This window comes from Microbacterium sp. 69-7 (assembly GCF_001897985.1).
In the GTDB taxonomy this organism is placed as follows: Bacteria; Actinomycetota; Actinomycetes; order Actinomycetales; family Microbacteriaceae; genus Microbacterium; species Microbacterium laevaniformans.
Window position 1 is genome coordinate 24,873 of record NZ_MKRU01000100.1, and the last position, 15,784, is coordinate 40,656.

The window sequence follows — 15,784 nt, forward strand, 5'->3', positions numbered from 1 at the left end:
CGGGTGAGAATCAGTAAACGCTCGACGTGTTTCCTGCCAGGCCTGTCGGGATTGCGGCCGTGTTAAATCCGCGCGAAGAGTGCGGCCGGTCGGCGCCCCCGCGCACAGGCGGCGCTGTGCGAGCGGAGAGAGTGGGAGCATGAGCTACTTCAGTGACGTCGAACGCGACCTCGTGGTCGCCGCCCGCACCGTGCTGGCCGACGGGGTCGTGGCGCTGGACCTCGTCGCGCACAATGGCCGCGACCTGCCGGTCTGGGAGCCCGGGTCGCACGTCGATCTGATCTTCTCCGACGCGCGCGTGCCCGCGGCCGAGCGCGTCGAGCGGCAGTACTCGCTCTGCGGCGACGCGGCCGATCGTTCCACCTGGCGCGTCGCGGTGCTGCGCGAAGACGAGGGGCGGGGCGGATCGGTGCGGGTGCACGAGGAGGTGCAGGTCGGTCAGCGCCTGCGTGTGCGCGGACCGCGCAACCACTTCGCCTACGAGATCGCTCCCGCCGTCACTCACCGCTTCGTCGCCGGCGGCATCGGGATCACACCGATCCTCAGCATGGTCCGCGCGGCGGCGCAGGCCGGCGCGGAGTGGACCCTCGATTACGCCGGACGATCGCTGTCGACGATGGCGTTCGTCGACGAGCTGCGCGCCCTCGACGACGGCGCGGGCCGGGTGCGCCTGTACCCTGCCGATCGCGGTGCGCGTCTCGACGTGGCCGGGGTGGTGGATGCCGCGGGCGATGGCGGTCCGGTCTACGCGTGCGGGCCCGCCCGGCTGATCGCCGCCCTCGAGGACGGCTTCGAGGCCGCCGGACGCGCCGCGGCGCTGCACGTCGAGCGGTTCGAAGCGATCGAATACGGCGAGCCGGTCTGGCCGGATCCGTTCGAGGTTGAGCTCGCCCTGTCGGGCGACATCGTCACCGTGCAGCCGGGGCAGTCGGTGCTGGAGGCGATCGAAGAGCACAGTCCCACGACGATGGTGCTCTCCAGCTGCCGGCGCGGGACGTGCGGCACCTGCGAGGTGCCCGTGCTGGAGGGCGAGATCGAGCACCGCGACTCCGTGCTCACGCCGCTGGAGCGTGAGCAGAGCGCGGTCATGATGGTGTGCGTCTCGCGCGCAGCGTGCCCACGGATCGTGCTCGACGCCTGAGTCGATGTCTGAGTCGCGGCGCGGCGTTCAGCGGCCGACGCGCTCCCGGAGGGCGGCGGTGAGGGCGTCTTCGTCGGCGGTGACGAGCCGGTAGTCGCGGACGACGACGCGTCCCGCGACCACGACATGACGGGGCCGGCGCCCCGGGTGGGCCCAGAGCAGGCCCGCGACCGGGTCGGCCACTCCGGCGTCGGCGACCCCGGAGACGTCCCAGACGCAGAAGTCGCCCACCGCGCCCGGGGTCAGGATGCCGAGGTCGGCGCGACCGAGGCCGCTCGCGCCACCGGAGGTGGCCATGGCGAGCACATCGCGGGCCGGCAGGGCGGTGCCGACCAGGCCCGACACCTGCATCGCCAGGCGCGCGTCGGCGAGCAGGTGCCCGGCGTCGTTGGAGCCGCCGCCGGAGGTGCCTAGTCCCACGGTGATGCCGGCCTCCTGCAGGCGGCGCACCGGCGCGATGCCCCAGCCCATCGGCACGTCGCAGCCCGGGGCGTGGGTTGCGGTGATGCCGGCGGCGGCGAGCCGCGCGATCTCTTCGTCGGTGACGTCGCACAGGTGCGCGATCGTCACCCCGGACTCGAGCCAGCCCCATTCCTCGAGGAGGTCCAGGGGGCGCCGCCCGTAGCGGGCCAGGGCGATCTCGGTGTCGACCTGCTCGTTCGCCTGCGTGCGCCGGCGCAGACCGTAGCGCCGGGCGACCTCGCCCAGCGCGCGGAAGGTCTCCTCGCTGTCGGAGTGCACGCCGGCGGGGCCGACGGCGAGCTGCAGCATGCCGTCGGCGCTCGTGCCGCCGGGAGAGGACGCCGCAGCCTCGGGGAGTAGGGCACGCACGATCGCGTCCGCGCTCGCTGCCGCGGCATCCGGTGCATCGCGCGCCGAGCCGCGCACGAACACGAGCCGGGCGCCGAGCGCCGCGGAGGCGGCGGCGATCGCGCGGGCGATGTCCACGGTGTCGCCGACCGGGTCGTCGCTTCTGGCCGGGTCGGGCCAGTTGAGCTGATGGTCGGCGACCGTCGTCACCCCGCTCAGCAGTGACTCGGCCACGCCGACGCCGGCGGTCGCGCCGACCAGGGATGCGTCGATATGGGCGTCCGTGTAGGCGGCGGCCATGGCCGGCAGCCACTCGCGCATCGGCACCCCGCGGGTGCCCGGGAGGGTGCGAAAGCCCGACTGCAGCAGGTGGTGGTGCGCGTTGACGAGGCCGGGGGTGACGATCCCGCCGTCTGCGTCGAGGGTGTCGATGCTCTCCTCCGGCGAGGGCGCGGATGCCGTGCTCGCGACCCGTCCGCGTCGGATCACGAGGTCGCCGCCGCGGTCGCGGGCGGGGTCGTCGAAGCGTTCCACGATGCGCGCGGCGCCGGTGAGGATGAGCGATCCGGTCATGCCGTCCGTCCTATCAGCCGCATGTTTCGGGCAGATGTGCGGGCCGACGCGCAATGTCCGAACCCGTTCCTATCTTCGAGACAAGCACATTGAACTAGTCGAATACATGTTCTAATCTGTCGAAGTGAGGCCGATCGTGGGGACCGTTGCTGCCGCGGATGTCGCGGGCACCGTGAGCACCCTGCGCGCTCAGATGGAGCGTATGCAGGGGCGTCGCCTCGACGCGCCCGTGCTCCCCGTCGCCCCGGCGCTGGCGGAGCTGCTGCCCGGCGGCGGACTGCGAACGGGGGGAGCCTACGCGCTCGGGCGGTCGATGGCGCTGCTGTTCGCCCTGCTCGCCGAGCCCTCGCAGGCCGGGTCGTGGTGCGCCGTGGTCGGCATGCCGCACGTGGGCGTCGAAGCGGCTCGCGCCGCCGGGGTCGATCTGTCGCGGCTCGTGCTCGTGCCCGACCCGGGAGAGCGGTGGCTGGCCGTCGCCTCGACCCTCGCCGACGTGCTGTCGGTGGTCGCGGTACGCCCGCCGTCGCGGGCGAAGGATAGCGAGGTGGCCCGGCTGGCCGCCCGCATGCGCGAGCGGGAGGCGGTGCTGCTCGTGCAGGGACCGTGGCCGCAGACCGAGGCGATGATCGATGTGTCCGATCCGTCGTGGTCGGGCCTCGGCGAGGGGCACGGCATCCTGTCGGGGCGCGAGCTGACGGTCACCGTGACCAGCCGCCGTGCGCCGGTTCCGCGCTCGCGGCGCCTGATGCTGCCCGACGATCGGGGGCGCCTGGGCGGCGGGTCTCAGCCCGCCCGCACGCGCCTTCCCGAACCCCTGCCGATGAGACGGGCGGTGTGAGATGGGTGTCGTCCCTGCGGGCACCCCGCCGCGGAGCCTCGTCGTCTGGGTGCCCGACTGGCCGATCGTCGCGACCACCCGCGACGGCGATGAGCCCCTCGACGCCGCGGAGCCGATCGCCGTGTTCGAGAAGGGCGCGGTCGTCGCCTGTTCCGCGGCGGCGCGCGCCGCGGGTGTGCGCCGCCGCATGCGCCGCCGCGATGCCCAGGCGCGCTGCCCGCAGCTGACGGTGGTGGATGCCGACGCCGTGCGCGATCACCGCGCGTTCGCCCCCCTGATCGCGGCGATCGAGGAGGTCGCGCCGAACGTGCAGGTGATGCAGCCCGGGCTGTGCGCGCTGCGCGCCCGGGGTCCGGCGCGCTACTTCGGCGGCGAGGCGGCCGCCGCCACCGTGCTGGCCGGGGCGATCGCCGCGCTGGGCATCGACGACGTGCGCGTGGGCATCGCCGACGGCACCTTCACGGCCGAACAGGCGGCACGCTCCGGCACCCGGCGCGAGGATCCGGTGCGGATCGTGCCCGCAGGCACCGCGGCGGACTTCCTCGCACCGCTGCCGGTCGTCGTGCTCGATGAGGAGCTGGCCTCGCTGTTCGGCCGGCTCGGTGTGCAGACGGTCGGCGAGGTCGCCGCGCTCGGCGCCGACCGCCTGGTCGAGCGCTTCGGCACCCGTGGCCACTGGCTGTACGCCCTGTCATCCGGCCGCGATCCCCGGCCGGTCACCGCCCGCACGCCCCCGCCCGAGCTGCACCGCGAGGTGGCGTTCGAGCCGCCGGTGGAGACCGCCGATCAGATCGCTTTCGCCCTGCGGGTTCCCGCCGCGGAGTTCGTCTCCCGTCTGGGTGCGCAGGGGCTGGTCTGCACCGAACTGCGCGTCGTGCTGACCGGCGATCGCGGCGAGCGCAGCGAACGGGTCTGGCTGCACCCGGGGGCGTTCGATGCGGCCGCCGTCGTCGACCGGGTGCGGTGGCAGCTCGCCGAGCAGGGGCCCGGCGCAGCGAAGAGCGTGGCGCCGTCGAGTCGCCTGGCCGGGCAGCTGCGCAGCGCCGTGGCGCGGGTGCGGATCGAACCCGAGGCGGTGGATGCCGCCGCGCACCACACCGCACGTCTGTTCGGATCGGGGCCCGAGGAGCGCGTGCACCGCGCGCTCTCGCGCGTGCAGGCGATGCTCGGCCATCAGGGCGTGCTGACGCCGGCCGTCGGCGGAGGGCGCTGGCTGGGCGAGCGGCAGCGCCTCGTGCCGTGGGGCGATGTCGCGGGCGACCTGCAGGCAGGAGAGCGGCCCTGGCCGGGGAGCCTTCCCGATCCGCTGCCCTCGGCGGTGTTCGCCGAGCCGGTTCCGGTGGCGGTGCTCGACGACGACGGCGACATGATCGCGGTCGATGCGCGTGGCGAGCCCACGGCGGCGCCGACCGTGATCGAGCTCGGAGGCAGACGCCGCGGCATCCGCACCTGGGCCGGGCCGTGGCCGGTCATCGAACGCGAGTGGGATCCGGCGCGGGCGCGGCGGGCGCATCGCTTCCAGATGGTCGACGACGCCCAGGGGGCGTGGCTGCTGGTGTGCGAGGAAGGGGTCTGGCAGATCGAGGGGAGGTACGACTGATGGGGTTCAACAATCCGTCGGTGCGCTGGTCCGAGATGGCGCGGCTGCTGGGGTCTCCCGATATCGGCGGCGACACGCAACCCGATGGCGGCGACGGCCCGGCCTTCTCGCGCAAGCGGGGAAAGTACGAGCCGCCCCCGATCGAACGTCCCGCGGATGCCGTGCCCTACGCCGAACTGCACGCGCATTCCTCGTTCTCCTTCCTCGACGGCGCCTCCTCACCGGCGGAACTGGCGGAAGAGGCCGAACGGCTGGGGTTGCACGCGCTCGCGATCACCGACCACGACGGGTTCTACGGCATCGCCCGCTTCGCCGAGGCGGCGGAGCACCTGCAGCTGAAGACCGTCTTCGGGGCGGAGCTGACGCTCGCCGCCGGAGGCGACGGGGACGTGAGCACGCCGCCGGCCGGATTGCTGAGCGGACCGAGTCCGGCCCGGTCGGGGGCGGCCGATCCGCTCGGATCGCACCTGCTCGTGCTGGCCCGTGGTGAGGAGGGCTATCACCGTCTCGCCGCGGCGATCACGCATGCCCAGCTCGCCGGCGGCGAGAAGGGGCGTCCCTGGTACGACCTCGACGACCTCGCCGATCGCAGCGGCGGCCACTGGGCGGTGCTCACCGGATGCCGCAAGGGCGCCGTGCGGCAGGCGCTCGCCGCCGATGGTGCCGATGCGGCCGCCTCGGCGCTCGACCGGCTCATCGCCCTGTTCGGCCCTGAGGCGGTCTTCGTCGAGCTGATCGACCACGGGGCGCCGACCGATACGCGCGACAACGACGTGCTGGCCGCACTCGCCGCCGCGCGGGGTCTGCCCGTGCTGGCCAGCAACAACGTGCACTATGCGGTTCCCGAACGTGTGCACCTGGCGGCGGCGGTCGCGGCGGTGCGGGCGAATCGGGGGCTGGACGAGCTCGACGGGTGGCTGCCGTCGCATGCGAGCGCCCACCTGCGCTCGGGCGCCGAGATGACACGGCGGTTCCGGCGCTATCCCGGCGCGGTCGCCCGCACGGTCACCCTCGCCGACGAGCTCGCCTTTCCGCTGCGCCGCGCCAAGCCCGCGCTGCCGAAGCTCCCCGTCCCCGAAGGGCACACGCCCATGTCGTGGCTGCGCCAGCTCGTTTGGGATGCGGTGCCGCACATGTACCCCGACCTCGACGGCGACGGGCGGGCGCGCATCGAGAAGGAGCTCGGCGTCATCGAGCAGAAGGACTTCCCCGGCTACTTCCTGATCGTGCACGGCATCGTGGCCGAGGCGCGTCGACGCGGCATCCTCTGTCAGGGGCGCGGGTCGGCCGCCAACAGTGCGGTCTGCTATCTGCTGGGTATCACCGCGATCGACTCGATCTTCTACAACCTGCCCTTCGAGCGCTTCCTGTCGGCGATGCGCGAGGAGGAGCCCGACATCGACGTCGACTTCGACTCGGATCGGCGCGAAGAGATCATCCAGTGGGTCTTCGACACCTACGGGCGCGAGCGCGCGGCGCAGGTCGCGAACGTCATCCAGTACCGGCCGAAGAACGCGGTGCGCGACATGGCCAAGGCGCTCGGGCACTCGCCCGGGCAGCAGGACGCCTGGTCGAAGCAGGTGGAGAGATGGGACGGCGCCGTCGCCGGCGCGCACGACATCCCCGACCGGGTGCTCGCCTACGCCGGCGAGCTGCTGAAGGCGCCTCGCCATCTCGGCATCCACTCCGGGGGCATGGTGCTCACCGAGCGGCCGGTGGGGGAGGTGGTGCCCATCGAGCATGCGCGGATGGAGAACCGCACCGTCATCCAGTGGGACAAGGACGACGCCGCCTGGATGGGGCTCGTGAAGTTCGACCTGCTGGGACTCGGCATGCTCGCCGCCCTGCAGTACTGCTTCGACCTCATCGCGGAGGCGACGGGCGAGACGTGGACGCTGCAGAGCATCCCGAAGGAGGAGGCGGCCGTCTACGACATGCTGTGCCGTGCGGATTCGATCGGGGTGTTCCAGGTCGAATCGCGCGCGCAGATGGGCCTGCTGCCCCGGCTGCAGCCGCGACGGTTCTACGACCTGGTGATCGAGATCGCGCTGATCCGGCCCGGGCCCATCCAGGGCGGCGCGGTGCACCCGTACGTGCGGCGCAAACTCGGGCTGGAAGAGCCGACGTACGCGCACGAGAAGCTGATCCCGGTGCTGGAGCGCACTCTCGGGGTGCCGGTGTTCCAGGAGCAGCTGATGCAGATGGGCATGGCCGTCGGCGACCTCACCGGTGAGGATGCCGATGTGCTGCGCCGGGCGATGGGCTCCAAGCGCGGCATCGAGCGCATCGAGTCGGTGCGTCAGAAGCTCTACGACGGCATGGCACGCAACGGTCTGGTGGGAGCCGTCGCCGACGACATCTACGCGAAGATCCAGGCGTTCGCGAACTTCGGCTTCGCCGAGAGCCACTCCCTGTCGTTCGCGCTGCTCGTCTACGCCTCGTCATGGCTCAAGCTGCACTATCCCGGTGCGTTCCTCGCGGCCCTGCTGCGTGCGCAGCCGATGGGGTTCTACTCGCCCGCGACCCTCACCGCCGACGCCCGCCGCCACGGCGTCGTCGTGCGTCGTCCCGACCTGCACGCCTCCGGGGTGGATGCCGGGCTCGAGCCCCTCGACGCCGACAGCAGCGGCCCCTCCCTGGCTGCAGGGGCTCCGGTCGTTGAGCGAGCGAGCGCAGCGAGCGAGTCGAAACGCGTCCCCACCGGCATCCCCTCCTGCACCGATCGTCACCAGCCGCCCGTGCCCCCGTTCGACATCGCCGCTCCCGATGCGTCGGCCGCCCACCGTCGCGACGCCGGCCACGCCGTGCGGCTGGGGCTTGCGGCGGTCACCGGGGTGGGAAAGCGGCTCGCGGAACGCATCGTCGCCACCCGCGACGCCGAGGGTCCGTTTCGCGACCTGCGCGATCTCGTGCGGCGCACGGGCGCCACCGCCGCGCAGGTAGAGGCGCTGGCGACGGCGGGGACGTTCGAGAGCATGGGCATCAGCCGGCGCGAGGGCATCTGGTTGGCCGGCGACGCGGCACAGGATCTGCCCGAGTTCCTGCCCGGCTCGCTCGTCGCCGTACAGCCGCCGCTGTTCGGCGACCCCTCGACGTACGACGTGCTGGCCGCCGATCTGTGGGCCACGGGCATCTCGACCGACGATCACCCTCTCACGCACTACCGCGCGCCGCTGGATGCCCGCGGCGTGCTCACCTCGCGAGAGCTCCGCACGCACGAGGTCGGCCGTCGGGTCGAGGTCGCGGGTCTGGTGACCCATCGGCAGCGGCCGGCGACGGCATCCGGCATCACCTTCATCAACCTCGAAGACGAGCACGGTCTCGTCAACGTCATCTGCTCGAAAGGCGTCTGGGATCGTTATCGCCGCGTGCTGCGCGACGCGCCCGCCCTCATCGCCCGCGGCATGCTGGAGCGCTCACCCGAGGGTGTCACCAACCTCGTCGCCGACGCCTTCGAAGACCTGCGCGTCGGCGTGCGCCACCGCTCCCGCGACTTCCGCTGATGTCACCGCCGCGCCGAGGCGTCAGGGGCGGCCGGCGTGCTGCTCGGTCTTGGCGAGCTGGTCGGCCAGGTCGTCGGGCGACAGGGCCGCTTCGCGGAACTCCGTCGTCAACGGCAGACGCAGGTGCAGGTCGGTGCACAGGCACAGCTCGACCGTGCCGTGGTCCAGCACGAAGTCGAGCACGTGGCCGCCGCGGGTGCGTCTGTCGTCGATGAAGTGCGCGTGGCATCCGGGAACGCCGATGCCCTGCTCGTACAGCGGGGTGCGGAAGGCCACGATCGTGCCGTCGACCTCGTCGAACTGCAGCACCGCATCGTCGTCGGTGGCCTCGGTCATCGGGCGGTACGGCTTCTGCTGACGGGTGACCGTGCGTGCCGTCACGCGGCGGAAGTGCCCCGTGATCCGCAGGGCGTACATGTAGTTGGCCGACGCGGTGATCGCGTCGATCGCGGCCGACGCCTCCGCGCGCGTGACGCCGTCGGGGAGCGTCCGCGTGATCGTGGGCACGAAGTCGGTCACCACCGCGTAAGGCGTGGCCGAGTCGGCGGATGCCGCGGCGGCGGTGCCATCGCCGCGCAGGCGGTACGCGACGCCGTCAACGACGACCATCTCGCCGTCGAGGGCGTTGAACGTGCCGATACCGAAATCGCCGTGGCCCAGCAGTTCGCCGACGGTCATGTCGTCTTCGTAGATGCCGTCCAGGAGCGCGGCCATGAGGCTCGTCTGGAACAGGGTGTGACGTTCGGCGCTCATGCGGGGTCCTTTCGGGAGGAGGGAAGGTGGATGCCGCGAGGCCGGAGTCTGCTCACAGCAGCACGTCGGCGAGCAGGTCGCCGCCCAGGCGGTGCAGATTGTCGCGGTAGTCGACGGGGACGTCGATCACCGAGGGGCCGGGTTCGGCGATGGCGGCGAGGATCGTCGGCACGAGGTCGTCGATGGATGTGACGCGGTGGCCGTGGGCGCCGAACGACTCCGCGAACGCGACCACGTCGTAGGCGCCGAGCTCGACCGCGGCGGTGCGCCCGTATTTCTCGACCTGCTGGAAGGCCACCATGTCGTAGGCCGAGTCGTTGAACACGATGTGCGTGAAGCTCGCCCCGACCCGCACGGCGGTCTCCAGTTCGACGGCGGAGTAGAGGAACCCGCCGTCGCCCGACACCGACACGACCGGTTCGCCCGCGTCGGCGAGGCTGGCCGCGATGGCCCACGGCAGGGCGACGCCGAGCGTCTGCTGCCCGTTGGAGAACATCAGCGAGCGGGGACGGTAGGTGCGGAAGTGGCGCGCCATGTAGAGGTAGTTCGAGCCGACGTCGCAGAGCACGGTGGCGGCATCGGGGAGGGCGGCGCGGATGCCGGCGACGACGGCGACGGGGTCGAGGCCGAAGGCGTCGTCGTGGTCGGGGTCGCCGAGGTCGGTGTTCTCGGCGAGGCGGGTGCGCTCGCGATCGACGATGCGGGCGGTTTCGGCATCGTGCGGGAGGGGAAGCCCCGCGGCATCCACGGCCAGGAGCAGGTCGACGAGGGTGGTCGCGAGGTCGCCGACGAGTTCCACCGTGGGCCGGTAGTCGTTGTCGATGTCGGCCGGCACGGTGTCGATGTGGACGATGCGGCGGTCCTTGCCGGCGTTCCATTCCGCGGGCACGAACTCGACGGGGTCGTAGCCCAGCGTCAGCACGAGGTCGGCGTGGTGCAACAGCACGTCGCCCGGCTGGTTGCGGGCGAAGCCCACGCGTCCGAGGTAGTGGTGTTCGAGCTCGCGCGAGATGATGCCGGCGGCCTGGAAGGTCTCCACGACCGGCAGCCCGGTGGCGCGTAGCAGCGAGTGAAGGGCGTCGACGGTTCGGGGATCGCCGCTGCGGGCACCGGCGAGGATCACGGGAAAGCGCGCCTCACGCAGCAGTGCGGCGGCGCGATCGACGGATGCCGAGGCCGCCCCGCCGGTGACGGCGGGCACGATCGCATCGCGGAAGCCGATCGTGGTCGTCGCCGTCGACACGTCGTAGGGGAGCACCACGGCGGCGGCGCCGCGGGGTTCGCGGGTCGCGGCGCGGAACGCGTTCACGATCGCCTCCGCGACGTTGTCGGCGGCGGTGACCTCGGCCGCCGAGACCGTCACGGTCTGCAGCATGCCGACGGCATCCATCGCCTGATGCGCCCGCTTGAGGTGCTGCGTGCGCGACACGGCACCGCAGATCGCGACGACCGGGTCGCCCTCGGTGGTCGCGGTGAGCAGCCCCGTCGCGAGGTTGGCGGTGCCGGGGCCGCTGGTGACCAGCACGACTCCCGGGATGCCGGTGAGCCGACCGACCGCGGCGGCCATGAAGACCGCGTTCTGCTCGGTGCGGCACGTGATGAGCTGCGGCGCCCCGGCGATGCCCTGCACCGCCGCGAGCGCGTCGAAGACGGGATCGATCTTGGCGCCGGGCACGCCGAACACCCACCGCACGCCGTGGGCCATGAGCACGTCGACGACGCGGTCGGCAGCGCGACGTCCCGCGGGTGGCGTCGGCAGGTGCGTGGCGGAGGGCGACGTGGGGGGAGTGGCGACCGTGGCGATACTCATGACTCCATGCTCCGTCGCCGGCGTCTGGCGAGGAAGACGGCGTCGATGATGCGAGTCATCTGATTCACAGATGATTTCCGTCGCGTCGACAAGCGCGGCATGATCGAGGTATGGATGTGCGCCACCTCTCCGTCTTCGTCGCCGTTGCCCGAGAGATGAGCTTCACGCGGGCGGCCGACAGCCTGCTGCTCGCGCAGTCGGCCGTGTCGACCACCGTGCGCGAGTTGGAACGTGAACTGGGCGTCGAGCTGTTCGACCGTTCTCATCGACAGATCCGACTCACCGGTGCCGGGGAGGAGTTGCTCACGCGTGCCCAGGCGGTGCTGGAGCAGATGCGCGAGATCGGCGAGGCGGTCTCGTCGGCGGCGACCGAGCTGCGGGGGGCCGTGACGATGGGGCTCATGACCGGCGTCGACCTCGTCGATGTGCCGGGGCTTCTCGGCCGTTATCACGAGCGGCATCCGGCCGTCTCGGTGCAGCTGCGGGCGACGGGGTTGGGCTCGTCGGGTCTGGTCGCCCAGCTCGAGCGCGGCGAGATCGACCTGGCTCTGCTCGCGGTCGTCGATGCGCTTCCGGCGAGCCTGCGGGGTGAGGTCGTCGCCGCATCGCCGTACGTGCTGGTCGTGCCGGGGACGCACCGGCTCGCGGATGCCGAGGGCGTCACGCTCGCGATGCTCGAGGGGGAGAGCTTCGTCGACCTGCCGCCGGGGTACGGGTCGCGGCGCATCGTCGACGATGCCTTCGCCCATGCCGGGGTGTCACGCCGTGTGCTCATCGAGGTCGCCGATCTTTCCACGGCCGCCGCGTATGTGCCACAGGGGCTGGGGTTGGCGATCGTGCCGCGTTTCGCGGCGCTGGCGGCCTCGTCGGGCTCGGGGCGTCCGTTCGCCGATCCGGCCCCGCGGATGCCGGTGCGCATCATGCCGCTCGATGACGCCGTTCCCGCCTTCGAGGTGTCTCTCGCGTGGTCGCGCCGTCGCCCCCTGACCGCCGCTGCGCAGGGCCTCGTCGACCTGCTGCGCACCGAACTGCTGCCGTAGCCCCTCAACGACCGGGGGTGAGCGGGACGGAACAGGACTCGACGGTCGTCCAACCCCGTGACGCGCACGAGCGGCGTAGCGTTGGGGGCATGGCGAACGTTGCAGACTTCTTCATCGACACCCTCAAGCGCGCCGGCGTCACCCGCATCTGGGGTCTTCCCGGCGACTCGCTCAACGCCTTCACCGATGCGCTGCGACGCGACGGCGGCGATGATGCGATCCGCTGGATGCACATGCGGCACGAAGAGGCCGCCGCCTTCGCCGCCGGCGCCGAGGCGGAGCTGACGGGCGAACTCGCCGTCGTCGCGGGCTCGTGCGGCCCTGGCAACCTGCACTTCATCAACGGTCTGTTCGACGCCAACCGCAACCGCGTGCCGCTGCTGGCGATCGCCTCGCACATCCCGTCGGCCGAGATCGGCAGCACCTACTTCCAGGAGACACACCCGCAGGAGCTCTTCCGCGAGTGCAGCGTCTACACCGAGCTGGTGAGCGACCCGGCGCAGCTGCCGTGGGTGCTGGAGATCGCCATGCGCGCCGCGGTCGAAAAGCGCGGGGTTGCGGTCGTCGTCGTGCCCGGTGACGTGTTCTTCGCCGACGCTCCCGATCGGCGGCCGACGGCTCCGATCCGCGCCGCCGGCTCGACGGTGCTGCCCTCGGCATCCGCTCTGGCCGCCGCCGCGACCGCACTCAACGACGCCAAGAAGGTGACGATCCTCGCCGGGTCGGGCGTCGCGGGCGCGCATGACGAGGTGCTCGCCCTCGCCGAGACGCTGCAGGCGCCGATCGTGCACGCCCTGCGCGGCAAGGAGCACATCGAGTGGGACAACCCCTACGACGTGGGGATGACGGGGCTGCTGGGCTTCTCGTCGGGGTACAAGGCGATGGAGTCGTGCGACACCCTGCTGATGCTCGGCACCGACTTTCCGTACCGGCAGTTCTTCCCGTCGAAGGCGACCGTGATCCAGGTCGACATCCGCGGCGAGCAGCTGGGGCGGCGCACGCCCATCGACGTGGGATTGGTCGGCGGTGTGAAGGAGACGGCGAACGCGCTGCTGCCGCTGCTGCAGGGTGACCGGTCGTCGAAGCACCTGGACGAGAGTGTCGCCCACTACCGCAAGACGCGCGAGCGGCTCGATGACCTGGCCGTCGACGACGGCAAGGCTCCGGTACGGCCGGAGTACGTCGCGCGGGTGCTGGACGAGCTCGCCGACGAGGATGCCGTGTTCACCGCCGACGTCGGAAGCCCCGTGATCTGGGCCGCCCGCTATCTGCACATGAACGGAAAGCGCCGGCTGATCGGCTCGTTCGCACACGGGTCGATGGCCAACGCGATGCCGCAGGCGCTCGGGGTGCAGGGCGTCGACCGCTCGCGCCAGGTGATCGCGCTCGCCGGCGACGGCGGGCTGGCGATGCTCCTCGGCGACCTGCTGTCGATCCGCCAGAACGATCTGCCGGTGAAGATCGTCGTGTTCAACAACTCGTCGCTCAACTTCGTCGAGCTCGAGATGAAGGCGGCGGGCATCGTCAACTTCGGCACGGGGCTCGACAATCCGAGCTTCGCGGCGATCGCCGAGGCGATGGGCATCACCGGCATCCGCGTGGAGAAGGGCAGCGAGCTGCGCGGAGCGATCGCGCAGGCGCTCGCGACCGACGGGCCGGTGCTGGTCGACGTGGTCACGGCGCGTCAGGAGCTGGCGATGCCGCCGTCGATCACGCTCGCCCAGGCGAAGGGGTTCTCACTCTGGGCGCTGCGCACCGTGCTGTCGGGGCGCGGTGACGAGCTCATCGACCTCGCCGACACGAATGTCTGGCGTCGCCTGTTCCACTGACGCGGCCTGCCCCGGCGCCCGTCGGGCCAGGCGGTGGCGGCGCTCGATCGCCTGGCCCGCGTAGCTCGCGCCGACGATGAGTGCCGCCCCGGCGACGCCGACGGGGCCGATCGCCTCGCCGCCGGCCGCGACGCCGACGACGAGCGCCCAGACGGGTTCGGTGCCCATGAGGATGCTCGCGCGCGCGGCCGACGTGCGCCGCACCGCCCAGAGTTGCACGGCGAAGGCGAACACCGAGCAGAGCAGTCCGAGAAACAGCACGTCGGCGAGGGCCGCGGCATCCAGTCGCGCGACCGCGACCGGCAGGGAAGGCCCCGCGATCGCCGAGAACACGACGCTGCCGACCATCAGCTGCACGACGACCACGCCGAGCGAGCTGTCGCGGCGCCCGCGGGTGAGGTGGCCGCTGGCGGTCACGTGCACGGCGCGCACCACCGCCGCGGCGATGAGGAGGGCGTCGCCGGCGGTCGGCAGGTGGATGCCGTCGCCGGAGACGAGCAGCGCGACGCCGACGACGGCGGCCACCGCGGCGACGAAGTACGAGCGCGGCAGCCACACGCGCGACGCGATGCCCTCCAGCGCCGGCGTCATGACGAGGGCGAGGCTGATGAGCAGGCCCGCGTTGGTGGCGGAGGTGAGGCTCACGCCCCAGGTCTCCAGCCCGATGACGGCGGCCTGCGTACCGCCCAGGGCTACGGCGATGATGAGGCCGCGCCCCCGGGGGAGGCGCTGTCGGGTGAGGGCGCAGAGGATGCCGGCGCCGGCGGCGGCGACGAGGAAGCGCAGCGCATTCGCCGAGGCGACGCCCGTGAGGGCGATGAGGTCTTTGGCGACGAGGAAGCTGGCTCCCCAGGCGGCGGCGACCGCGAGGAGGGCGAGGTCGACGAGCAGGTCGGAGCGGCGGGTCATGCGCTCAGCGTGACAGCCACGGTCGTGAAGAGCATCGGGCAATGTCTTCATCAATGTGTTAGAGATTGCTTATGGATCCGATGCGCCTGCGCCTGCTGCGCGAGCTGGATGATCGCGGCAGCGTCTCGGCGGTCGCGTCGGCGCTGCACGTGAGCGCTTCGGCGGTGTCGCAGCAGCTGGCGATTTTGCAGGCGGACGTTCCCGTGCCGCTCACCGTGAAGCAGGGTCGTCGGCTGGTGCTGACCGACGCCGGGCGCGCGCTCGCGGCGGCCGGCGCCCGCGTCGACGAGGCGCTCGTGCTCGCCCGAGAGAGCGTCGGAGCGTTCCTCGCCCACGATGCCGCGCCGGTGCGCGTGTCGGCGTTCCACAGTGCGGGCGTCGCGCTGTTCGCACCGCTGCTGGCGGCGCTCGACGGCGCACCGGTCACGCTCACCGACGAGGACGTTGCGCGCGAGGAGTTTCCCGGACTCGTGGCCGCGCACGACCTCGTCATCGCACACCGGCTCGCGCACGACCCGGATTGGCCGCGAGAGCGGGTGGTGGTCACGCCGCTGTTCGTCGAACCGCTGGATGTCGCGCTGCCGGTGGCGCACCCCCTGGCATCCGCCGATCGGATCGATCCCGTGGCCCTCCGCGGACAGACGTGGATCTCGACGCACGAGGGTTTTCCGCTCACCGGCGTGCTGCAGGCGATCGCCGCGCTGAGCGGTGAGCCGCCGGTCATCGCCCACCGGGTGAACGAGTTCCTCGTCGCGGCGCAGATCGTCCGCGCCGGGGCGGCGATCGCCGTCATGCCGCGGTTCACGGCGCGCGCCTTGGCGACCGACGGCATGGTGCTGCGACCGCTGGCCGGGGTCACCCTCAACCGTCACGTGGACGTGCTGGCCCGCCCCGACGCGCTGGCGCGCGCGGCCGTGCGCCGTGTGCGGGCTGCGCTGGTGGATGTCGCCGCCGACCTCGCGCGGTGACCCCCCAGGC

11 protein-coding genes are annotated in these 15,784 nt (G+C 72.2%); 7 read left to right on the top strand and 4 right to left on the bottom strand.

What is annotated here, in order from left to right; genetic code table 11:
- The first annotated feature begins 139 nt into the window (after nucleotides 1-139).
- Entirely contained in the window at nucleotides 140-1,141 is a 1,002-nt protein-coding gene (locus tag BGN98_RS12785; RefSeq protein WP_288121607.1) for a PDR/VanB family oxidoreductase, read from the top strand.
- Between the two features lie 27 nt (nucleotides 1,142-1,168).
- Here the strand turns inward: BGN98_RS12785 and BGN98_RS12790 are convergent, their stop codons facing one another.
- The gene (locus BGN98_RS12790; RefSeq protein WP_005051009.1) at nucleotides 1,169-2,524 is read right to left on the bottom strand and encodes an amidohydrolase family protein; all 1,356 of its coding nucleotides are present in this window, start codon (nucleotides 2,522-2,524) and stop codon (nucleotides 1,169-1,171) included.
- A 136-nt stretch (nucleotides 2,525-2,660) separates the two neighbouring features.
- Between BGN98_RS12790 and imuA' the strand changes: the two genes are divergently transcribed.
- Genes imuA' through BGN98_RS12805 form a run of 3 tightly spaced genes read left to right on the top strand, consistent with a single transcriptional unit; the run spans nucleotide 2,661 to nucleotide 8,465 of the window.
- Nucleotides 2,661-3,362 carry a DnaE2-dependent mutagenesis accessory factor ImuA' gene (imuA', locus tag BGN98_RS12795; protein ID WP_288121615.1) on the top strand — a complete coding sequence of 234 codons (702 nt, stop codon included), beginning with the start codon at nucleotides 2,661-2,663 and terminating at the stop codon, nucleotides 3,360-3,362.
- A gap of 1 nt (nucleotide 3,363) precedes the next feature.
- Nucleotides 3,364-4,962: a Y-family DNA polymerase gene (locus BGN98_RS12800; protein ID WP_016464530.1), complete on the top strand. Its 1,599-nt coding sequence runs from the start codon at nucleotides 3,364-3,366 to the stop codon at nucleotides 4,960-4,962.
- Nucleotides 4,962-8,465 (top strand): error-prone DNA polymerase, encoded by a 3,504-nt coding sequence (locus tag BGN98_RS12805; RefSeq protein ID WP_288121608.1) that lies wholly within the window; start codon nucleotides 4,962-4,964, stop codon nucleotides 8,463-8,465. The genes BGN98_RS12800 and BGN98_RS12805 overlap by 1 nt, the downstream gene beginning before the upstream one ends.
- Before the next feature lie 21 nt (nucleotides 8,466-8,486).
- On the opposite strand, the gene budA is transcribed toward BGN98_RS12805, so the two are convergent.
- Both budA and alsS read right to left on the bottom strand, forming a co-directional pair.
- Entirely contained in the window at nucleotides 8,487-9,218 is a 732-nt protein-coding gene (budA, locus tag BGN98_RS12810; protein WP_288121609.1) for an acetolactate decarboxylase, read from the bottom strand.
- A 52-nt stretch (nucleotides 9,219-9,270) separates the two neighbouring features.
- Nucleotides 9,271-11,028: an acetolactate synthase AlsS gene (alsS, locus tag BGN98_RS12815; RefSeq protein WP_288121610.1), complete on the bottom strand. Its 1,758-nt coding sequence runs from the start codon at nucleotides 11,026-11,028 to the stop codon at nucleotides 9,271-9,273.
- Nucleotides 11,029-11,138: 110 nt separating this feature from the next.
- Between alsS and BGN98_RS12820 the strand changes: the two genes are divergently transcribed.
- Nucleotides 11,139-12,068, top strand: coding sequence for a LysR family transcriptional regulator (locus BGN98_RS12820; protein ID WP_288121611.1), 930 nt, complete (start codon nucleotides 11,139-11,141; stop codon nucleotides 12,066-12,068).
- An 89-nt stretch (nucleotides 12,069-12,157) separates the two neighbouring features.
- Nucleotides 12,158-13,897: a ubiquinone-dependent pyruvate dehydrogenase gene (gene poxB, locus BGN98_RS12825; protein WP_288121612.1), complete on the top strand. Its 1,740-nt coding sequence runs from the start codon at nucleotides 12,158-12,160 to the stop codon at nucleotides 13,895-13,897.
- On the opposite strand, the gene BGN98_RS12830 is transcribed toward poxB, so the two are convergent.
- Nucleotides 13,805-14,806, bottom strand: coding sequence for a DMT family transporter (locus BGN98_RS12830; protein ID WP_288121613.1), 1,002 nt, complete (start codon nucleotides 14,804-14,806; stop codon nucleotides 13,805-13,807). The genes poxB and BGN98_RS12830 overlap by 93 nt on opposite strands.
- Before the next feature lie 71 nt (nucleotides 14,807-14,877).
- Between BGN98_RS12830 and BGN98_RS12835 the strand changes: the two genes are divergently transcribed.
- On the top strand, nucleotides 14,878-15,774 hold the full coding sequence (locus BGN98_RS12835) for a LysR family transcriptional regulator (RefSeq protein ID WP_288121614.1): 897 nt from the start codon (nucleotides 14,878-14,880) through the stop codon (nucleotides 15,772-15,774).
- Nucleotides 15,775-15,784 lie beyond the last annotated feature (10 nt).